The 19,910-nt window shown below is 39.6% G+C and carries 34 protein-coding genes and 1 riboswitch; all 34 genes read left to right on the top strand.

Going from position 1 to position 19,910, the window contains the following annotated elements; translation table 11 throughout:
* Positions 1-2 precede the first annotated feature (2 nt).
* The 34 genes from rpsS (at position 3) to thiE (ending at position 19,910) form a co-directional block, all read left to right on the top strand.
* Complete coding sequence (rpsS, locus tag JL001_RS01195; RefSeq protein ID WP_018475621.1) at positions 3-281, top strand: 30S ribosomal protein S19; 279 nt, start codon at positions 3-5, stop codon at positions 279-281.
* A gap of 2 nt (positions 282-283) precedes the next feature.
* Positions 284-673 carry a 50S ribosomal protein L22 gene (gene rplV, locus JL001_RS01190; RefSeq protein ID WP_200974322.1) on the top strand — a complete coding sequence of 130 codons (390 nt, stop codon included), beginning with the start codon at positions 284-286 and terminating at the stop codon, positions 671-673.
* Positions 674-682: 9 nt separating this feature from the next.
* Complete coding sequence (gene rpsC / locus JL001_RS01185) at positions 683-1,414, top strand: 30S ribosomal protein S3 (RefSeq protein WP_192011142.1); 732 nt, start codon at positions 683-685, stop codon at positions 1,412-1,414.
* Between the two features lie 24 nt (positions 1,415-1,438).
* Complete coding sequence (gene rplP / locus JL001_RS01180) at positions 1,439-1,858, top strand: 50S ribosomal protein L16 (protein ID WP_192011143.1); 420 nt, start codon at positions 1,439-1,441, stop codon at positions 1,856-1,858.
* Positions 1,859-1,866: 8 nt separating this feature from the next.
* Positions 1,867-2,061 (top strand): 50S ribosomal protein L29, encoded by a 195-nt coding sequence (gene rpmC, locus JL001_RS01175; protein WP_200974321.1) that lies wholly within the window; start codon positions 1,867-1,869, stop codon positions 2,059-2,061.
* A 7-nt stretch (positions 2,062-2,068) separates the two neighbouring features.
* Positions 2,069-2,329, top strand: a complete 261-nt coding sequence (gene rpsQ, locus JL001_RS01170) for a 30S ribosomal protein S17 (RefSeq protein WP_192011145.1) — start codon at positions 2,069-2,071, stop codon at positions 2,327-2,329.
* 2 nt (positions 2,330-2,331) lie between these two features.
* Positions 2,332-2,700 carry a 50S ribosomal protein L14 gene (rplN, locus tag JL001_RS01165; protein ID WP_015264107.1) on the top strand — a complete coding sequence of 123 codons (369 nt, stop codon included), beginning with the start codon at positions 2,332-2,334 and terminating at the stop codon, positions 2,698-2,700.
* A gap of 2 nt (positions 2,701-2,702) precedes the next feature.
* On the top strand, positions 2,703-3,047 hold the full coding sequence (rplX, locus tag JL001_RS01160; protein WP_236252665.1) for a 50S ribosomal protein L24: 345 nt from the start codon (positions 2,703-2,705) through the stop codon (positions 3,045-3,047).
* Positions 3,040-3,600 (top strand): 50S ribosomal protein L5, encoded by a 561-nt coding sequence (gene rplE / locus JL001_RS01155; protein WP_192011146.1) that lies wholly within the window; start codon positions 3,040-3,042, stop codon positions 3,598-3,600. Before rplX ends, rplE begins: the two co-directional genes overlap by 8 nt.
* Before the next feature lie 2 nt (positions 3,601-3,602).
* The gene (gene rpsN / locus JL001_RS01150) at positions 3,603-3,872 is read left to right on the top strand and encodes a 30S ribosomal protein S14 (RefSeq protein ID WP_015264104.1); all 270 of its coding nucleotides are present in this window, start codon (positions 3,603-3,605) and stop codon (positions 3,870-3,872) included.
* An 82-nt stretch (positions 3,873-3,954) separates the two neighbouring features.
* Positions 3,955-4,350 carry a 30S ribosomal protein S8 gene (rpsH, locus tag JL001_RS01145; RefSeq protein WP_192011147.1) on the top strand — a complete coding sequence of 132 codons (396 nt, stop codon included), beginning with the start codon at positions 3,955-3,957 and terminating at the stop codon, positions 4,348-4,350.
* 10 nt (positions 4,351-4,360) lie between these two features.
* The gene (gene rplF / locus JL001_RS01140; RefSeq protein ID WP_192011148.1) at positions 4,361-4,918 is read left to right on the top strand and encodes a 50S ribosomal protein L6; all 558 of its coding nucleotides are present in this window, start codon (positions 4,361-4,363) and stop codon (positions 4,916-4,918) included.
* A gap of 7 nt (positions 4,919-4,925) precedes the next feature.
* A complete protein-coding gene (rplR, locus tag JL001_RS01135; protein ID WP_192011149.1) occupies positions 4,926-5,276 on the top strand; it encodes a 50S ribosomal protein L18 in 351 nt (116 codons plus the stop codon).
* Between the two features lie 6 nt (positions 5,277-5,282).
* Positions 5,283-5,801, top strand: a complete 519-nt coding sequence (rpsE, locus tag JL001_RS01130; protein WP_200974320.1) for a 30S ribosomal protein S5 — start codon at positions 5,283-5,285, stop codon at positions 5,799-5,801.
* 4 nt (positions 5,802-5,805) lie between these two features.
* A complete protein-coding gene (rpmD, locus tag JL001_RS01125; protein WP_236252663.1) occupies positions 5,806-5,985 on the top strand; it encodes a 50S ribosomal protein L30 in 180 nt (59 codons plus the stop codon).
* A gap of 2 nt (positions 5,986-5,987) precedes the next feature.
* Positions 5,988-6,434, top strand: coding sequence for a 50S ribosomal protein L15 (gene rplO / locus JL001_RS01120; protein WP_200974318.1), 447 nt, complete (start codon positions 5,988-5,990; stop codon positions 6,432-6,434).
* 3 nt (positions 6,435-6,437) lie between these two features.
* Complete coding sequence (gene secY, locus JL001_RS01115) at positions 6,438-7,754, top strand: preprotein translocase subunit SecY (RefSeq protein ID WP_192011153.1); 1,317 nt, start codon at positions 6,438-6,440, stop codon at positions 7,752-7,754.
* Between the two features lies 1 nt (position 7,755).
* Complete coding sequence (gene map, locus JL001_RS01110; protein ID WP_200974317.1) at positions 7,756-8,529, top strand: type I methionyl aminopeptidase; 774 nt, start codon at positions 7,756-7,758, stop codon at positions 8,527-8,529.
* A 2-nt stretch (positions 8,530-8,531) separates the two neighbouring features.
* On the top strand, positions 8,532-8,750 hold the full coding sequence (gene infA, locus JL001_RS01105) for a translation initiation factor IF-1 (protein ID WP_186754549.1): 219 nt from the start codon (positions 8,532-8,534) through the stop codon (positions 8,748-8,750).
* A 6-nt stretch (positions 8,751-8,756) separates the two neighbouring features.
* Complete coding sequence (rpmJ, locus tag JL001_RS01100) at positions 8,757-8,873, top strand: 50S ribosomal protein L36 (RefSeq protein WP_009034194.1); 117 nt, start codon at positions 8,757-8,759, stop codon at positions 8,871-8,873.
* Between the two features lie 5 nt (positions 8,874-8,878).
* The gene (gene rpsM, locus JL001_RS01095) at positions 8,879-9,256 is read left to right on the top strand and encodes a 30S ribosomal protein S13 (protein ID WP_192011155.1); all 378 of its coding nucleotides are present in this window, start codon (positions 8,879-8,881) and stop codon (positions 9,254-9,256) included.
* 15 nt (positions 9,257-9,271) lie between these two features.
* The gene (rpsK, locus tag JL001_RS01090; protein ID WP_192011156.1) at positions 9,272-9,670 is read left to right on the top strand and encodes a 30S ribosomal protein S11; all 399 of its coding nucleotides are present in this window, start codon (positions 9,272-9,274) and stop codon (positions 9,668-9,670) included.
* An 18-nt stretch (positions 9,671-9,688) separates the two neighbouring features.
* Complete coding sequence (rpsD, locus tag JL001_RS01085) at positions 9,689-10,291, top strand: 30S ribosomal protein S4 (RefSeq protein WP_200974316.1); 603 nt, start codon at positions 9,689-9,691, stop codon at positions 10,289-10,291.
* Positions 10,292-10,325: 34 nt separating this feature from the next.
* Positions 10,326-11,315, top strand: a complete 990-nt coding sequence (locus tag JL001_RS01080) for a DNA-directed RNA polymerase subunit alpha (RefSeq protein ID WP_192011158.1) — start codon at positions 10,326-10,328, stop codon at positions 11,313-11,315.
* Positions 11,316-11,321: 6 nt separating this feature from the next.
* Positions 11,322-11,855, top strand: a complete 534-nt coding sequence (gene rplQ, locus JL001_RS01075) for a 50S ribosomal protein L17 (protein WP_200974315.1) — start codon at positions 11,322-11,324, stop codon at positions 11,853-11,855.
* Between the two features lie 130 nt (positions 11,856-11,985).
* The gene (gene carA, locus JL001_RS01070) at positions 11,986-13,080 is read left to right on the top strand and encodes a glutamine-hydrolyzing carbamoyl-phosphate synthase small subunit (RefSeq protein WP_200974314.1); all 1,095 of its coding nucleotides are present in this window, start codon (positions 11,986-11,988) and stop codon (positions 13,078-13,080) included.
* 25 nt (positions 13,081-13,105) lie between these two features.
* Positions 13,106-14,383, top strand: a complete 1,278-nt coding sequence (gene eno / locus JL001_RS01065; protein WP_192011161.1) for a phosphopyruvate hydratase — start codon at positions 13,106-13,108, stop codon at positions 14,381-14,383.
* Positions 14,384-14,550: 167 nt separating this feature from the next.
* Positions 14,551-14,838, top strand: coding sequence for a septum formation initiator family protein (locus tag JL001_RS01060; RefSeq protein WP_200974313.1), 288 nt, complete (start codon positions 14,551-14,553; stop codon positions 14,836-14,838).
* Positions 14,831-15,391, top strand: coding sequence for a hypothetical protein (locus JL001_RS01055; protein ID WP_370567343.1), 561 nt, complete (start codon positions 14,831-14,833; stop codon positions 15,389-15,391). Before JL001_RS01060 ends, JL001_RS01055 begins: the two co-directional genes overlap by 8 nt.
* A 16-nt stretch (positions 15,392-15,407) precedes the next feature.
* Positions 15,408-16,250, top strand: coding sequence for a serine O-acetyltransferase EpsC (epsC, locus tag JL001_RS01050; RefSeq protein WP_200974311.1), 843 nt, complete (start codon positions 15,408-15,410; stop codon positions 16,248-16,250).
* Complete coding sequence (cysM, locus tag JL001_RS01045) at positions 16,251-17,129, top strand: cysteine synthase CysM (RefSeq protein WP_200974310.1); 879 nt, start codon at positions 16,251-16,253, stop codon at positions 17,127-17,129.
* Between the two features lie 138 nt (positions 17,130-17,267).
* A complete protein-coding gene (locus JL001_RS01040) occupies positions 17,268-18,269 on the top strand; it encodes an LLM class flavin-dependent oxidoreductase (protein WP_200974309.1) in 1,002 nt (333 codons plus the stop codon).
* Between the two features lie 55 nt (positions 18,270-18,324).
* Positions 18,325-18,424, top strand: a riboswitch (TPP riboswitch).
* Positions 18,425-18,478: 54 nt separating this feature from the next.
* Positions 18,479-19,279, top strand: coding sequence for a hydroxyethylthiazole kinase (thiM, locus tag JL001_RS01035; protein ID WP_200974308.1), 801 nt, complete (start codon positions 18,479-18,481; stop codon positions 19,277-19,279).
* A gap of 1 nt (position 19,280) precedes the next feature.
* On the top strand, positions 19,281-19,910 hold the full coding sequence (thiE, locus tag JL001_RS01030; RefSeq protein WP_200974307.1) for a thiamine phosphate synthase: 630 nt from the start codon (positions 19,281-19,283) through the stop codon (positions 19,908-19,910).

Raw genomic sequence — 19,910 nt, 5'->3', positions numbered from 1 at the left:
TTATGGCACGTTCATTAAAGAAAGGTCCTTATATAGCCCATCACTTGGCCAAAAAAGTAGATGCAATGAACGAATCCGGCAAAAAGTCTGTAATCAAGACTTGGTCAAGAAGATCTATGATCTCTCCGGATTTTGTAGGCCATACCTTTGCTGTGCATAACGGAAACAAGTTCATTCCGGTATTTGTAACAGACAACATGGTAGGTCACAAGCTTGGTGAATTTGCTCCTACAAGAAACTTTAGAGGTCACATTGCCAAAAAAGATAAAGGAAAGAGATAATCATGGAAGCAATAGCAAGACTAAATAATGTTCCTACATCGCCTCGTAAGATGCGTCTTGTAGCTGACCTGGTAAGAGGACAGAGAGTAGGTAACGCCTTGAGTATATTGAAATTCACACCTAACCATGGTGCGATTAAGTTGGAAAAACTTTTGCTTTCTGCCATTGCAAACTGGCAGGCAAAAAATCCAGATGCGAAACTTGAAGAAGCTGACTTGTACGTTAAGACAATTCAAGTAGACGGTGGTCGTATGTTGAAAAGACTAAGACCTGCTCCTCAAGGTAGGGCCCACAGAATTCGTAAAAGATCAAATCATGTGACTCTAGTAGTTGATGCTTTCAACGCTGAGGTTACCGCTGATGAAGTAGAAACAAAAGAAAACGCTAATTAAGATTAGAATATGGGACAAAAAGTTAACCCTATTGGTCTTAGACTAGGTATCGTTAAGGGCTGGGATTCTAACTGGTACGGCGGCAGAGATTTTGCCGACAAACTATATGAGGATCAGAAGATCAGAAAATATGTATATGCCAGAATCCCTAAAGGAGGCATTGCAAAAGTTATCATCGAAAGAACGCTTAAGAGAATCACCCTTACTATTCATACTGCCCGTCCAGGAGTAGTTATTGGTAAAGGCGGAGCTGAAGTCGATAAACTTAAAGAAGAGCTGAAAAAGCTTACCAGCAAGGATGTTCAAATCAACATTTTTGAGATCAAGCGTCCTGAATTGGATGCCAAGTTGGTAGGAGAATCTATAGCTCAACAACTTCAAGCTAGGATTTCATTTAGAAGAGCAATGAAGCAATCTATTGCCGCTACAATGAGAGTAGGAGCTGAAGGAATCAAAATCAAACTTTCAGGACGTCTTGGTGGCGCTGAGATGGCAAGATCAGAAATGTACAAAGAAGGAAGAATTCCTTTGCATACATTGAGAGCTGACATCGACTATGCTATTTCTGAAGCAAACACCATCTATGGTATCATTGGTATCAAAGTATGGATTTTCAAAGGTGAAGTTTACGGTAAGAGAGATCTTTCTCCAAATGCTGGAATTGCCAACGAAAAATCAGGTGGAGCCGGAGGCAGAAGAAGAAGAGAAGGCGGACCAAAGAGAAGAAAGAGAAATAACTAATTTTCACCCTATAAGTGAGAAATCATGTTACAGCCAAGAAGAACTAAATATAGAAAAATGCAAAAAGGCCGTGTCAAAGGCATCGCGCAAAGAGGGCATACGCTCGCTTTCGGAAACTTTGGCATCAAGTCTTTAGAAGCAGGATGGATTACCTCCCGTCAAATTGAAGCCGCTCGTATTGCCATGACAAGAGCAATGAAGAGAGAGGGACAGGTATGGATCAGAATATTCCCTGACAAGCCTATCACCAAGAAACCAGCTGAGGTTCGTATGGGTAAAGGTAAAGGTGCTCCAGAATACTGGGTAGCAGTAATCAAGCCGGGAACTATCCTTTTTGAAGCTACAGGTGTAAGCAAAGAGTTGGCCCAAGAGGCACTTCGTCTAGCGCAGCAGAAGCTTCCAGTGAGTACAAAATTTGTAGTGCGTAGAGATTACGTAGGATAATAGGAACTATGAAAAACTCTGAAATCAAAGCACTCTCCGAGAGTGAAATCGTTGAGCGTATTGCCTCTGAGCAAGAGAAACTAACTAAGTTACGTTTTGCACATGCAATTTCTCCAATAGAGAATCCCAATAGAATAAGTGAGACAAGAAAGCTTATCGCAAGATTGAAGACTTTCTTGACTGCAAAACAACTAGCTAAATAATAAGAAAATGGCTACTGAGAGAAATCTACGTAAAGAAAGAATAGGAAAAGTAGTCAGCAGCAAAATGGACAAGTCCATTACTGTAGCCGTAGAAAGAAGGGTTAAGCACCCAATTTACGGTAAGTTTGTTGCTAAGACTACCAAATTTATGGTTCATGACGAGAATAACGAGTGTGGAAAAGGAGACCTCGTTAAGATAAGTGAGACTCGTCCGCTGAGTAAAAACAAGCGTTGGAGATTAGTAGAAATATTAGAAAGAGCTAAATAATCATGATACAGTCAGAATCCAGATTAAGTGTAGCGGATAATTCAGGTGCCAAGGAAGTGCTTGTTATCCGAGTACTGGGAGGAACCGGTAAGCGATATGCCTCTATCGGAGATAAAGTTGTCGTGACGGTAAAGTCTGCTCTTTCTTCCAGCAATATGAAAAAAGGTACCGTTTCTAAAGCGGTGATCGTAAGAACTCGAAAAGAAGTTAGAAGAAAAGATGGATCTTATATCCGCTTTGAAGATAACGCAGCTGTTCTTTTGAACAATAACGATGAGCCAAGAGGTACTCGTATCTTTGGTCCTGTAGCAAGAGAGCTGAGAGAGAAGCAATTTATGAAGATCGTATCTTTGGCCCCTGAAGTATTGTAATCATGGAAAGAAAAAAGAATATGCAACCAAAATTGCACATCAAAACTGGTGATACTGTAAAAGTATTATCAGGTGATGATAAAGGTAAGACTGGTAAAGTACTTTCGGTAAACTTGGAGAAGGGCAGAGCGATTGTTGAAGGACTTAACATGGTAACTAAGCATGTGAAACCTACAGCAAACAACCCTCAAGGAGGTATCGAAAAGAAAGAAGCTGCCATTCACGCAAGTAACCTTATGCTTGTAGATCCTAAAACTGGTGAAGCTACCAGAACAGGTAAGAAGCCAGGTGAAAATGGAAAATTAGTTAGATATTCTAAGAAAACCGGGGAGGTGATCAATGGCTAATCCTAGAGTAAAAGATAAATATTTAAAGGAAATTGCTCCTGCCCTAAAGGAGAAGTTCCAATATAAAACAGTAATGCAGGTACCTAAGTTGACAAAAATTGTCCTTAACAAAGGTATCGGTGCGGCTGTTGCAGATAAGAAATTGGTAGACCAAGGTGTAGAAGAACTTTCATTGATCACTGGTCAGAAAGCGGTCGCTACTAAAGCCAAGAACTCTATCTCCAACTTTAAGTTGAGAGATGGAATGCCAATTGGTGCTAAAGTAACCCTTAGAGGAGACAAGATGTATGAATTCCTTGATAGGTTGACTACTGTGGCACTTCCACGTGTAAGGGACTTTAAAGGTATCAGCGACAAAGGATTCGATGGTAGAGGTAATTATACCCTAGGTGTCACTGAGCAGATTATTTTCCCAGAAATCAGCATTGAGAAAGTGAACAGAATCTCTGGTATGGACATCACGTTCGTGACTACTGCCGATACAGATGAAGAGAGTTATGCTTTGTTGAAAGCTTTCGGGATGCCTTTTGTAAATAATAATAAAGAAGAATAATTATGGCAAGAGAGTCGATCAAAGCTCGTGAAAGAAAAAGAGAACGTCTTGTAGCAAAATATGCCAAGAAGAGAGCTGAATTGAAAGCAGCTGGTGACTATGAAGCACTGGATAAACTGCCTAAAAATGCATCTCCGGTAAGACTACACAACAGATGTAAATTGACTGGCCGTCCTAAAGGTTATATGAGGAAGTTTGGTATCAATAGGGTTACCTTTAGAGAAATGGCTTCTGCAGGGAAAATTCCTGGTATAACTAAGGCGAGCTGGTAAAAATCAGATTAAAGTTTTTATTCTAAGAATCAATGTGTAACTTTGCACGCCCGAAAGAGCGTGCAGTTAGACTTATATTAATATGACTGATCCAATAGCTGATTATTTGACCAGGTTGAGAAATGCCATAAAGGCTTCTCACCGTATCGTTGAGATACCTGCTTCTAATATCAAGAAGGAGATTACGAAGGTGCTTCATGATAAGGGTTATATCCAGAACTATAAGTTCGAGGACAATGGACCTCAAGGAACAATTAAAATTGCCTTGAAGTACAACCCTGCTACTAAGCAAAATGCCATCGTTAGTCTTTCTAGAGTAAGTAAGCCAGGTCTAAGAAAATACGCACCTAAAAATGAACTTCCTAGAGTAATCAACGGCCTAGGAATTGCGATTATCTCCACCTCTAAAGGTGTGATGACTGATAAAGAAGCCCGTACCGAAGGTATCGGCGGGGAAGTGCTTTGTTACGTATATTAATAATACCGTTATGTCAAGAATAGGTAAAAAACCAATAAATCTACCAGCGGGTGTTACTGTAGACGTGGCAACAGGAAATGTTGTTACTGTTAAAGGTCCCAAAGGTACACTATCTCAGGATGTGAATCCCGACATTGCCGTTGCGGTGGAAGACAATCAAGTAGTGTTGACCCGACCAACAGAATCGAAGAGACATAAGTCACTTCATGGCCTGTATCGTTCTTTGATCAACAACATGGTTGTTGGTGTAAGTGAAGGTTACAAAAAAGAATTAGAACTAGTGGGTGTAGGTTACAAAGCCGCTAATCAAGGACAAGTGTTAGAGCTTTCTCTTGGTTACTCTCACAGTATCTTTTTTGCTCTTCCTGAAGATATTAAAGTGAACGCTGAGACACCAAAGGGTAAAAACCCATTGGTAACCCTAGAGGGTATTGATAAGGAATTGATCGGGCAAGTAGCCGCTAAAATCAAGTCCCTACGTAAAGTAGAGCCATACAAAGGTAAAGGTATCCGCTTTGTAGGAGAGCAAATTAGACGTAAGGCTGGTAAAACTGCCGCTAAAAAATAATTGAGAGATGGCTTTTAATAAGAATTCAAGAAGACTTAGGATCAAGAGAAGCATCAGAAAGAAAATTTCTGGTACTGATAAAAGACCTCGTTTGTCCGTATTTAAAAGTAATACGGGAATATACGCTCAACTAATTGACGACCTTAAAGGTCACACGCTAGCACAAGCTTCTTCTAAGGAGCTTGGTGCTAAGGAAAATGCTAATGTTTCTGTTTCTAAAGAAGTAGGTAAAAAGTTGGCAGAGCGTGCAGTAGCAGGCGGATTCACAGAAGTAGTTTTTGATAGAAGTGGCTACTTATATCATGGTAATGTAAAAGCTCTTGCCGAAGGTGCAAGAGAAGGTGGCCTTAAATTTTAATTAATTATGTCCCAGTTAAGAAAAAAACCCATTAGGGCAACAGATACAGAGCTTAAAGAAAAAGTAGTAGCTATCAACCGAGTAGCAAAAGTAGTGAAAGGTGGTAGAAGATTCTCTTTTTCTGCTATAGTAGTTGTAGGAGATGGTAACGGTATCGTGGGATTCGGCTTAGGAAAAGCTAATGAGGTTACCGATGCTATTACCAAAGGTATAGAGGACGCTAAGAAGAGTTTGGTACAAGTGCCGATCTTGAAAGGAACTATTCCTCATGAAGCTATCGGTAAATTCGGTGGTGGTTTGGTATTGATTAAGCCAGCTGCACCAGGTACTGGAGTTATAGCTGGTGGTGCGATGCGTGCTGTATTGGAAAGTGCTGGTGTTACAGATGTATTGGCTAAGTCCAAAGGATCTTCAAACCCTCACAACGTGGTTAAAGCTACCATTGATGCTTTGTCTCAAGTGAGAGATGCTATCGCGGTTTCACAACAACGTGGTGTTAAATTATCAAAAGTATTTAACGGGTAAGATCATGGCGAAGGTAAAAGTAACGCAAATCAAAAGCACGATCAATAGACCAAAGAACCAAAAAGCAACTATCGTTGCTTTGGGACTTGGTAAAATCAACAAATCTGTAGAAGTAGAAAATACTCCTCAGATTTCTGGAATGATAAGAAAAGTTAGTCACCTTGTAAAAGTGGAGGAAGCCTAATTATGAAACTACATACATTACAACCCGCTAAAGGTTCTGTAAAAAGCCGAAAAAGAATCGGTAGAGGTACAGGGTCTGGTAGAGGAGGAACTTCTACAAGAGGTCACAAAGGTGCTCAATCAAGATCTGGTTATAGCCGGAAATTGGGTTTTGAAGGTGGTCAGATGCCACTTCAAAGAAGAGTTCCTAAGTTTGGCTTCAAGAGTCTTAATAGAATCGAATGCAAACCAATTAATTTAGATGTATTACAATCAGTAGCTGAAAAGCTTAATACTGATACTGTTACATTTGATACTTTGGTAGAAAATGGATTGGTTTCTAAAAAAGATGTTGTAAAAGTCCTAGGAAGAGGCGAACTTACGGCGAAATTAAACGTAAGTGCACATTATTTCTCAGCTTCTGCTACAGAAACCATCGAAAAACTGGGCGGAACTGTTAACAAGATTTAACAAATGAAAAAATTTATCTCAACAGTTAAGAATATCTTTTCTATTGAAGATTTAAGGATCCGTATCCTGAATACAATCGGTTTTCTGATTGTATTCAGATTGGGTTCTTACATCGTATTACCAGGAGTAGATCCGAGCCAACTTAGAGCCTCTTCAGAGGGGATATTTGGTTTGATCGATACGTTCTTGGGAGGAGCATTTAGTAATGCTTCTATCTTTGGATTAGGTATTATGCCTTATATTTCTGCTTCCATTGTGTTGCAATTATTAACTGTTGGAGTTCCTTATTTCCAAAAACTTCAAAAGGAAGGTGAGTCAGGAAGGAAAAGAATCAATCAAATTACAAGGGTATTAACGATTCTGATCACTTTGGCTCAAGGCATAGGTTATATCAAGGCTACAATTCCTGCTGAAGCGATTATGGTGAGCAATGTATTGTTCGTATTCAGTTCTTTGGTATTATTGGTTTCTGGAACCATGTTCTGCATGTGGCTAGGAGAAAAAATTACCGAAAAAGGAATTGGAAACGGGATTTCAATGCTGATCATGATCGGTATCATATCAAGCTTACCTGGGGCGATTATCGCTGAAACAGTATCTAAAGGTACATCAGGCATGCTGTTGTTATTGATCGAAGCTGCGGTTCTTTTCTTTGTGGTGGTTGGGGTAGTTGCCTTAACAGAAGCTACTAGGAGAATTCCAGTTCAATATGCTAAACAAGTAGTAGGAGGTAAGGTTTATGGTGGTCAGCGTCAGTATATCCCTATCAAAGTGAATGCTTCAGGAGTTATGCCAATTATCTTTGCGCAATCCTTGATGTTTGTACCTGCTTTGATTGCTCAAGTCTGGTCATCAGAAAGTGATATTGCCAATTATATTGGAAGTACTTTTAGTAATCCGACTTCTTGGCAGTATAACTTGGTGTTTGCCATTATGATTATCCTTTTCACATTCTTCTACACGGCAATTACGGTTAACCCTGAACAGATTGCTGAAGATATGAAAAGAAATGGTGGTTTTGTTCCTGGTGTGAAACCGGGTGCTCCAACCGCTGACTTTATAGATAACATCATTTCTAGAATTACCTTGCCAGGAGCAGTATTATTGGCACTGGTTGCAATTATGCCTGCTTTTGCAATGATCGCTGGAGTGGGTAACCAATTTGCCCAATTCTATGGAGGTACTTCTCTTTTGATTATGGTGGGTGTAATCATGGATACTTTAAGACAAATCGAAAGTTATCTATTGATGAGACACTATGAAGGAATGATGAAAAGTGGCAACATGAAGAACAATCCTTCTAATTACGCAGTAGCATAATATGATACATTACAAGACTTCTGAGGAAGTCCAGTTAATAAAGGAGAGTGCTCAAATATTAGGTAAGGCTCACGGTGAAGTAGCCAAACTTGTAAAGGAAGGGGTAAAGACCTCTTACTTAGATAAAATAGCTGAAGAATTTATACGGGATCACGGAGGTGTACCTTCTTTTAAAGGATACAATGGTTTTCCCGCCTCACTTTGTATTTCCGTGAATGAAGTAGTCGTTCACGGTTTTCCAAGTGATTATGTTTTGAAAGATGGCGATATAATCTCAATAGATTGTGGAGTCTTTCACCAAGGTTTTCATAGCGATTCCGCTTATACTTACCCTGTCGGTGAAGTTTCCACAAAAGTATTGTCGTTGCTCAAAGCAACAAAAGAGTCATTGTATCTCGGTATTGAAAAGGCTGTTTTTGGGAACAGGATCGGTGATGTAGGCAATGCCATACAAAAGTTTGTAGAAGCCAAGGGCTACACGGTAGTTCGGGAGCTTGTAGGACATGGAGTTGGCAAGAGTCTTCACGAATCCCCAGAGGTTCCTAATTATGGGAAAAAAGGAAGTGGTCCTTTATTGAAAGACGGGATGGTAATAGCCATTGAGCCAATGGTCAACTTAGGCACAAGGAATGTCGTCCAAGAAAGAGATGGATGGACTATCCGAACTGCTGACAGAAAGCCTTCGGCGCATTATGAGCATACCGTAGCGATATTTGAAGATAGGACAGAAATACTAACTACGCATCAATACATAGAAGAAAATTTTAAATTCTAAATATGGCTAAACAAGCATCTATCGAGCAAGATGGTACTATAATAGAAGCGTTATCTAACGCTATGTTTAAAGTGGAACTGGAGAATGGACATCAATTGATTGCTCATATTTCCGGTAAAATGAGAATGAATTACATTAAGATCCTCCCTGGAGATAGAGTTAAGTTAGAAATGTCTCCATACGATCTTTCAAAAGGCAGAATTGTATATCGATATAAATAAAATGTCATGAAAGTTAAGGCATCTATTAAGAAGAGAAGTGTAGACTGTAAAGTGATCAGAAGAAAAGGAAAGCTTTACGTCATCAACAAGAAGAATCCTAAGTTTAAACAAAGACAAGGTTAAAAATTATGGCAAGAATTGCAGGTGTTGACATTCCCGACAATAAGCGCGGTGAGATTGGCTTGACCTATATTTTTGGTATAGGTAGAAGCTCTGCTAGAGCGATCCTTACAAAAGCAGGAATATCGTTTGATAAAAAAGCCGGTGAGTGGACAGATGATGAATCTACCGCTATTAGAAATATTATCGCAGAAGAATTCAAGACTGAAGGTGTTTTGAAATCTGAGATACAGTTGAGCATCAAAAGATTGATGGATATTGGTTGTTACAGAGGTCTTCGTCACAGAAAAGGACTTCCTGTAAGAGGTCAGAAGACTAAGAACAACGCTAGAACTAGAAAAGGTAAGAGAAAGACTGTTGCTAACAAGAAGAAAGCAACTAAATAAATCTTGATATAGATTATGGCTCAGAGAAGAAACGATAAAGCTAAAGGAAAAAAGAGAGTTGTTAAGGTTGAAGCTGTAGGCCAAGCCCACATCAAAGCTTCTTTTAACAACATCATCATTTCCATTACCAACAATGCAGGTCAGGTGATTTCATGGGCGTCTGCCGGTAAAATGGGCTTCAGAGGTTCTAAAAAGAACACTCCTTATGCAGCTCAAATGGCAGCACAGAACTGTGGACAAGTAGCATATGACCTTGGCTTGAGAAAAATTGAAGTGTTTGTAAAAGGTCCTGGTGCTGGTAGAGAATCTGCTATCAGAACATTGCAAAATGTAGGTCTTGATGTAACTACGATTATAGATGTGACTCCGCTTCCTCACAATGGTTGTCGTCCTCCTAAACGTAGAAGAGTTTAATTTAACTAAGAAATAAGAATGGCTAGATATAGAGGTCCAAAAGCGAAAATTTCTAGAAAATTCGGAGAGCCTATAGAAGGACAAAGCAAGGCACTTCAGAAGAAAAACTATCCTCCTGGTCAACACGGAAGAGGTAGAAGAAAGAAGCAATCAGAATATGCTATTCAGCTTGCTGAAAAGCAAAAAGCAAAATACATCTACGGCGTTTTGGAGAGACAATTCTCAAAAATGTTTGATATCGCTTCCAGAAAGCAAGGTATTACAGGTGAGAACCTTCTACAATTGTTGGAAGCTCGTCTGGATAACACTGTTTTCAGATTGGGTATCGCTCCAACTCGTAGAGGAGCAAGACAATTAGTTTCTCACAAGCATATCTTGGTAAATGGTGAATTGGTTAACATTCCATCATATACTTTGAAGCCTGGTGACATTGTATCTGTTAGAGAGAGATCTAAGTCTCTTGAAGCAATTACTGCTAGTCTTGCGGGTAGAGCAAATCGCTACTCATGGTTAGAGTGGGATAATAATTCGTTAGCTGGTAAGTTTGTAAGTATCCCTGTAAGAGAGGATATCCCTGAGAATATCAAGGAACAACTTATCGTCGAACTATACTCTAAGTAATAACTAAACTTTCTGACTTAAAAGAACTATTGATATGTCCATACTTGCATTTCAAATGCCCGAAAAAGTGGTGATGGAAAAAGCTGATGACTTCCACGGCTTATTCACCTTTAAACCACTCGAAAAAGGTTACGGGGTTACAATTGGTAATGCGCTGAGAAGAATCTTGCTCTCTTCCCTAGAGGGCTACGCCATCACCTCGGTGAAATTACCTGGTGTAGTTCATGAATTCTCTACTATTGAAGGCGTTGTGGAAGACGTTACTGATATTATTCTTAACCTTAAGCAGGTTAGGTTTAAGAAAATCCACGACTCTATAGATGGTAAGATTACTGTGGAAGTCAAGAATCAAGATGTGTTTACAGCTGGAGATATCGCTAAGTTCACCTCTTCATTTGAGGTTTTGAACCCAGATTTGGTTATCTGCCACTTGGACGACTCTAAGAGCTTTGAAATCGAGCTTACTGTAGAAAAAGGTAGAGGATACCTTCCTGCAGAAGAGTCTAAGCCTAAGGAGCAGGTGTTCGGAGTTATTCCGATTGACGCGATCTTTACTCCTATCAAGAATGTAAAGTACAGCGTGGAGAACACAAGGGTAGAGCAAAAGACTGACTTTGAGAAGTTGATTCTTGAAGTAACTACAGACGGTTCTATTCACCCAGAGAAAGCGTTGCAGGAATCTGCAAAGATCCTTATCCAACATTTCATGTTGTTCTCTGACCAAACAATGGTTATTGATACTCCAGGTGGAGATTCACCTGAGCCGATTGATGAAGAATTCTTGCATATGCGTAAGTTGTTAAAGACTCCGCTTAGCGATCTTGATCTTTCTGTTAGGGCGTTTAACTGCTTGAAAGCTGCTGATGTGAAAACATTGGGAGACTTAGCAAGATTGGAGATTTCTGATATGATGAAATTCAGAAACTTCGGTAAAAAATCCCTTGCTGAATTGGAACAATTGATCCAAGAAAAAGGACTACAGTTCGGCATGGACATATCTAAGTATAAACTTGACGAAGAATAATAAAAGATGAGACACGGTAAGAAATTTAATCACCTTGGCAGGAAGGCTTCTCATAGGAAAGCTATGCTTTCTAACATGGCTGCCTCTCTGATTCTTCACAAGCGTATTTCTACTACGCTTGCCAAGGCCAAGGAGTTGAGAAAATATGTAGAGCCTCTAGTGACTAGAGCCAAAGAAGATACTACGCATAACAGACGTATTGCATTTTCTTATTTGCAAAGCAAAGAAGCTATCAAAGCTTTGTTTGGTGAAGTAATTGAGAAAGTAGCTAATAGACCAGGTGGATATACCAGAATCATTAAAACTGGATTCCGTCTTGGTGATAATGCTGAAATGTGTATCATCGAATTGGTTGATTTCAACGAATTGATGTTGAAAGAAGCTAAGCCAGAAGTTAAGAAAACCAGAAGAAGCCGTAGAGGTACTGGTAAATCGGCTGAGGCAACCGGTGCTACAGAAGCTAAAGCAGAAGATGCTGGTGCTTCTGAAGATAAAGCAGCAGATAGCGATGCAGGTTCAGAAACTGAAAAGTCTGAATAATAAATGCATTCATTATATTAAATATAAAGAGGGGTTGGGCTTTGGTTCAATCCCTTTTTTATTATCCTTTTGAAAATTATCCTGTCTCTTAGTGATAAAATCCTTAAATTTGGGCATTCAATTTCAATAAATGGACAAACAAAAAGCAACCCTCCTTCTTCAAGATGGTACCGTATTTCACGGGACCCTAATTGGTAAACATGGTACTAATGGCGGTGAAATCTGCTTTAATACAGGTATGACTGGGTATCAGGAAATTTATACTGACCCTTCTTATACTGGCCAAATCATCGTCAATACTACACCTCATATTGGTAACTATGGGGTGATCGATACTGAAGTAGAATCTGATTCAGCTACTATTGCCGGAATCGTAGTAAATAGTTTTTCGGAAGTTTATAGTAGGTTAGATGCCTCTCAGTCATTGAACGATTATCTCATAAGCAATGGTATTACTGGCATTGCAGATGTGGATACTCGTAAGATCGTTAAACATATCCGTTCAAAAGGAGCGATGAACGCCATTATCAGTTCTGAGTTTGACAATTTAGAAGACTTGCAGAAAGAACTGGACAAAGTTCCTGATATGGCTGGTTTGGAATTGTCTTCCAAAGTATGTACGAAAGAGCCTTACTTTGTAGGTAATGAGAATGCATCTATCAAGGTAGCATGTTTGGATTTTGGTATCAAAAAGAATATCCTTAGAAACCTTGTAGATAGAGGTGTTTATTGCAAGGTTTTTCCTTCTAAGACTTCCTTACAGGAAATGGAAGCATGGGCCCCAAATGCATATTTCCTATCGAATGGACCAGGTGATCCAGCAGTAATGGATTACGCTGTAGATACTATCAAGGAAATCCTAGCATTAAACAAGCCAGTATTTGGTATTTGTTTGGGACACCAGTTATTGGCTGAAGCAGTGGGTATCAAGACTTACAAAATGCACCATGGTCATCGAGGGTTAAACCATCCGATCAAAAATATACTAAGTGGAAAAAGTGAGATTACTTCCCAAAACCATGGATTTAATGTGGTGAGAGAAGATACAGAGAATAATCCATCGGTGGAGATAACTCACGTTCACTTAAATGACAATACAGTAGCAGGAATCAAATTAAAAGATCGTCCAGCTTTTTCTGTACAATATCACCCAGAGTCTTCTCCAGGGCCACACGACTCAAGGTACTTGTTTGATGACTTTATTTCTTTAATCAACAATAATTGAAACAACCTATAAACCTTTTAGTATTATGACATTGATACAAGCAATTCATGCTAGACAAATTTTAGATTCCAGGGGTAACCCTACTGTGGAAGTAGATGTACTTACTGACAGTGGAGCATTTGGAAGGGCAGCAGTACCTAGTGGAGCTTCTACAGGTGTTAATGAAGCCGTAGAACTTCGTGATGGAGATAAAGGAAAGTACCTGGGGAAAGGAGTTTTGAAAGCTGTTGAGAATGTTAATGAAATCATTCAACCAGAATTGATAGGTCAATCTGTTTTTGATCAACGAGGAATTGACGAGATCATGATCAATTTGGACGGAACAGATACCAAGTCTAAGCTCGGAGCTAATGCCATTCTAGGAGTTTCCCTAGCAGTTGCAAAAGCTGCGGCTGATGATTTAGGACTTCCATTGTTCAGATATGTGGGAGGAGTGAATGCTAAGACCTTACCTGTTCCAATGATGAACATCATCAACGGTGGTTCTCACTCTGATGCACCTATCGCTTTCCAAGAATTTATGATTCGTCCTGTTGGTGCCCCTACTTTCTCTGAAGCTATGAGAATGGGTGCTGAGGTATTTCATAATTTGAAGAAAATTCTTCATGATAAAGGACTTAGTACAGCAGTTGGAGATGAAGGTGGATTTGCACCAAACTTCTCTGGAGGTACTGAGGAAGCATTGGAGTGTATCTTGGATGCGATCTCTAAGGCTGGGTATAAAGCAGGATCTGACATTACTATTGCACTAGACTGTGCGTCTTCAGAGTTCTTCGAAAACGACACGTATAACTACAAGAAGTTTGAAGGAGAAGGTGGCGTAGCCAGAGATAGAGCCAGTCAAGTAGAATACCTTGCTGAGTTGACTGAAAAATATCCAATAGATTCTATCGAAGATGGATGTGCTGAAGAAGATTGGGAAGGTTGGGCAATGCTGACTGCCAAAATTGGAGATAAAGTTCAATTGGTAGGAGATGATCTTTTTGTAACCAATGTGAAGTTCTTGAAAAGAGGTATCGAAGAAAAGTCGGCTAACTCTATCTTGATCAAAGTAAACCAAATCGGTACTTTGACTGAGACTTTGGATGCCATTGATTTGGCTCACAAGGCTGGATTTACAGCTGTAATGTCTCACCGATCTGGAGAAACTGAAGATTCTACTATTGCTGACTTGGCTGTTGCTTGCAATACAGGTCAAATCAAAACTGGTTCAGCCTCTCGTTCTGATAGAATGGCGAAGTACAACCAATTGCTTAGAATTGAAGAGTTATTGGCTGAAACAGCCTATTTTCCAGGAAAATAATATAAAGCATTTTATGTTTTAGAAGCATCCGCCTTGGCGGATGCTTTTTTGTTTTATATCCTTTGAAACTTATGGTTTTGTGCTATTCCTTGCCTATTTTGTATAAAGTTACTGGATCGTTAGTCATTTCTATTCCCTATATTTGTTCCAATTAAACTTTCAAAGCCATGGGAAAGTACCTCAAATACACCAAGAATTTTTATTTTATTTTCACTGTCCTTTTCATCGTATGGATGGTTTTTATTGATACAAATGATATCATCAGCCAGTTTACCTTGCGTTCAAAATTATCCAAACTTGAAGATCAGAGGGATTTTTATATGGAACGCAAAAGGAAAATAAAGGAAGAGCGAGAAGAATTACTCAGCAATTATGAACTTTTGGAAAAGTTTGCTCGTGAAAGATACTTAATGAAGAAAAAAACTGAAGATTTATATGTTATCATCGATGAGTAAACAAGTTGTGCTTTCTGCAATTTTTTTGTGGATGCTTTTAGGACTCTCAGAAAAGGCATTGGCCCAAAAAGAAATTTATTATGATGAGAATGATCAGATTCCTTTTAGTGAGCGACTTTATTTTGGAGGAAACCTGGGATTACAGTTTGGCTATATTACTTATGTGGATGTTTCCCCACTTGTAGGGGTGATGATTACAGATAAGTATTCTGCTGGTTTGGGACTTACATACCAATATTTGAAATACAAAGATTTTGGTTCTTCTTCAAATGTTTATGGCGGAAGAATTTTTAACCGTTATAATGTCTTGCCTAATTTGTTTGCTCATGCCGAATATGAAACTTTAAATGTAGAAGCATACCGATATGACAATAACAATAATGTCTTTTCTGAACGAGAGTGGGTGCCAGGACTTTTTTTAGGAGGTGGATATTTCATTCCTTTTGGAAGACGAGGAGGTATGAACTTTACCTTACTATATAATGTCCTCTATGACAATCAAAATTTGATCTATACTGAACCATATGTGATCAGGGCTGGTTTTGTTCTTTAACAGCAATAGTTTTTCAATGGATTTCAATAAATCTTTTATCAACAAAATCTACGCAGCGCACAAGCAGTGCCCTGACTGTCCTTCTCCTAGAATTGTCCATGAGTTTTTTGAAGGAGTACTTGGAGTATTGTTCCCTGAATACGCGATAAATGTACTTCAGGATGAACACGAAGTGGACGATAAGTTGAACTATTACAAAATTCAACTGCAAGGAATTTTGGGCAGAAATAAGAAGCTGGTGGGCAAGGATAGTGATCAGGCAGCATTTGACTTTTTTGATGGTCTAGAGGCTGTTTATGATGCTGTACATGATGATATTGAGGCGATGTATGAAGGGGATCCTGCTGCCAAGTCAAAGACGGAGGTGATCAGAAGTTATCCCGGTTTTTATGCCATAGCGGCCTACAGGATTGCGCATCTTTTGCATCAGCAAGGCGTAAGGTTAATTCCTAGGATGATTACAGAGTTTGCGCATAGCAAAACAGGAATAGATATCCACCCGGGAGCCAAGATTGGTAAGTATTTCTGCATAGATCATGGAACTGGAGTGGTTATCGGGGAGACTACGATAATAGGAAATCATGTCAAAATCTATCAGGGTGTTACTTTAGGTGCATTGAGTGTCAATAAAGAGGATGCTGATATTCAACGTCACCCAACTATTGAAGATAATGTGGTGATCTATGCTGGAGCAACCATATTGGGAGGAAAAACGGTTATTGGAGCAGGTAGTGTGATTGGAGGAAATGTATGGTTGACCAAAAGCATTCCCGCAAAAAGTAAGATATATTACCAAACCAAAATGTATGATGCCAGTGCAGAGACCACGGATATGTACATTTTTAAAAATGATGCTTAAATGAAATTGTTTGAGTTGATTGGAAATACTCCTTTAGTGGAGTTAGAACATATTCCCACCAATCCTAAAGTAAAGATTTTCTGTAAACTAGAGGGGCAAAATCCAGGGGGAAGTGTGAAAGACCGGGCTGCATTTAGTATGATAAAAAGTGCCTTGGATCGAGGTGATGTTAAGCCTGGAGATAAGTTGGTAGAGGCTACCAGTGGGAATACGGGGATTGCACTGGCTATGATTGCCAAGGTGTTGGGAGTGGACATGACTTTAATCATGCCTGATAACTCCACAAAAGAAAGAGTGGTTTCTATGGAGGCCTACGGCGCAAAGGTGATCCTAACCCCTGCTGCTAAAACCATTGAATATTCTCGTACTTTGGCTGAAGAAATGGCTGAAAATGAAGGTTACTATATCCTGAATCAATTTGCCAATCCAGATAATTACAAAGCACATTATGAAGGGACAGGTCCAGAAATTCTCAGAGATACAAATGGTGAAATTACCCATTTTGTTTCTGCAATGGGAACTACAGGTACCATTATGGGGGTGTCAAGGTATTTGAAAGAGCAAAAGCCTTCAGTTCAAATTGTAGGAACCCAACCTACAGATGGATCGAGTATTCCGGGCATAAGAAGGTGGTCTCCAGAGTTTTTACCTAAGATTTATGAATCTTCAAGAGTGGATCAGATCATTGATGTAAGTCAAGAGGAAGCAACTCAGATGACAAGAAGGATGGCCAAAGAAGAAGGTATTCTGGCTGGAATGAGTAGTGGAGGAGCTTTACATGCTGCGGTGAAATTGGCTGAAAGGCTTGATTCTGGTGTCATTGTTTGCATTACTTGTGATCGGGGAGATCGATATTTGAGTTCAGATTTGTTTGGATAAATTGTTTTAAGCAAATAGCTAAAAGCCGAAATTTTACCATGTAAAATTTCGGCTTTTTTATTCCAATAAAATCATAATTATAGAACGAATATTCGATCAAAACCGTTGGAAAGTAAGTTTAGAAAAGTAAAGATAAAAATGGGCAAGAAGCTTAACCAAACGGATTTTTCCGTTCTAGATTTAGCAATAATTAGAGAAGGGTATGACGCGAGAGATGCATTTGACAGAAGTCAAGATTTAGCGATACATGTAGAAGGTTTAGGTTATAGCAGATTTTGGCTGGCGGAGCATCACAATATGGCCAATGTAGGAAGCTCAGCAACAGCATTGCTGATTGGGCATGTGGCTGCAAAGACCAAGACTATCAGAGTGGGGTCAGGTGGGATAATGCTTCCAAACCATGCTCCTTTAATGGTAGCGGAACAATTTGGGACATTGGCCACCTTGTATCCAAATAGAATTGACTTGGGGTTGGGAAGAGCTCCTGGAACAGACCAAGTGACTGCGAGAGCCTTAAGAAGAGATAGACTTGAAACAGTTGAAGAATTCCCCAATGATTTAGAGGAATTGCAGATGTATCTGTCAGATGAAAATATTGATGGGAAAGTTAGAGCAATACCAGGAGAAGGGTTAGAAATCCCAATTTATCTGCTTGGAAGTAGCATGAGCAGTGCAATATTGGCTGCTAAAAAAGGATTGCCATATGCTTTTGCCAGTCATTTTGCTCCTGCTCAATTCCTTGATGCCATAAGCTATTACAAAGAGAATTTTCAGCCATCTGAGTATCTTGCTGAGCCCTATGTAATTTCTTGTGTAAATGTTATTGCTGCCGATGAAGAGGCAAAAGCACATAGTCTAGCGACTTCTTTTTACCAGATGGCTTTGGGGATAGTTAGAAGAAAGTCCTACCCCTTGAAAAAACCTGTCGAATCCGTGAATGGATTATGGTCCCAAGATGAAGCTGCTGCCATTAACCAAATGATGGCCTGTTCCTTTGTGGGGTCGGCATCCTCGGTTAAAAGTGATCTTGTTAAATTTCAAGAGTTGGTTCAAGTGGATGAAATCATGATCTGTTCTCATATCTATGACCATAAAGACAGACTAAGGTCATATGAAATAGCTGCATCTTGCTTTTCTTAATAATTGATGATCCCAACTTTTGAGTGGTCAATTTAAAGTCGTACTTTCACGTATAATCAAACTTTAGGGGTGTTCTGATGGATGTTAGAACTGAGATGATACCCTTCGAACCTGAAACGGTTAGCACCGACGAAGGAAAAAGTTAATGGTATTCCAAATGTAATCCTGTTCAGGTTTGCAAGGCTCCTAAAGTTTTTTAAGATGATGATATGAAGGAGTCTATAATCAAGAATTTGAAATTAGTGAGGGAAAAATCCCCATTGGTGCACAGCATTACCAATTATGTCGTGATGAACAATACGGCCAATGCTTTATTGGCGCTTGGCGCTTCTCCAGTCATGGCACACGCCAAATTGGAAGTAGCAGACATGGTGAACATAGCTGGGGCTTTGGCGGTCAATATTGGGACTTTGGATGAGTTTTGGGTGGACAGCATGTTGTTGGCGGTCAAGGAAGCCAATGAGCGCGATACACCATGGATTTTAGATCCAGTAGGAGCAGGTGCAACGGCCTATAGAAATGAAACTCTTACCCGTTTGCTAAGCTTTAAACCTAATGTAATCAGGGGAAATGCTTCAGAAATTATGTCCTTGGCAAAAGCTAATGTTCAAACCAAAGGAGTGGACAGTACACATTCCTCAGATGATGCTTTGTCCTATGGGATGCAGCTTGCGAAGGAGTCGGGAGCTATTGTGTGTATTTCCGGCGCTACGGATTTTGTGACAGACGGAAACAAGGTGGTGGAAATAGCAAACGGACATGAATTAATGGGGAAAGTAACAGGGATGGGATGTACAGCTACTGCATTAATTGCTGCCTTTATGGCTGTGGAAAAGGACTATTTTCAAGCAACTGTATCCGGAATGACTTTGATGGGGTTATCTGGAGAGATTGCTGCAAAGAATTCCACTGGACCAGGCACTCTCCAGCTGAACTTTTATGATTCACTTTATCAGCTAGAAGACAGGCATGTTAATCAATTGGCTAAAGTAAAACATCGTGAAGACTAAAATGACATTTCCATTTCGTCTTTATATGGTAACTGACCAAAAGGCTTGTTTGGGCAGGGACTTCTTTTGGGTTTTGGAGGAAGCGATTAAAGGAGGTGTAGACCTTGTTCAAATTAGAGAGAAAGAGCTTTTAGAAAGGGATTTTATTACCAAAGCCCAAAGGACAATAGACATTTGTGCCAAATATAATGTGCCATTGATTGTAAATGATAGTTTGTCCGTTGCTGAAGCTGTAAATGCGGACGGGGTGCATATTGGTCAATCTGATAGTAGTATGGATATTGCCAAAGAATTACTAGGAGAAAACTTTCCTGTTGGTTTATCCATTGGAAAGCTTCATCAACTGGAAAGTTCAGACGCATCAAAGGCTTGGTATTATGGAATTAGTCCTGTTTTCTCCACACCAACCAAAACTGATACAATCACTGAGTGGGGCTTGGAAGGTATACAAAGTATCAAAAGGATGACGGACAAACCATTGGTAGCCATAGGGAATATAAAAATAGATAATGCAAAGCAGGTAATTGAAGCAGGTGCAGATTGTTTGGCGGTGGTTTCAGCCATTTGTAGTGCGCAAAGTCCTGAAAAAGCTGCTGCGTCCATTAGAAATGAAATAGAGAAAGCCATTTGA

Source organism: Echinicola sp. 20G (assembly GCF_015533855.1).
In the GTDB taxonomy this organism is placed as follows: Bacteria; Bacteroidota; Bacteroidia; order Cytophagales; family Cyclobacteriaceae; genus Echinicola.
Note: the sequence above shows the minus strand (reverse complement) of the source record. Positions and strands in the feature narration are given on the sequence as shown.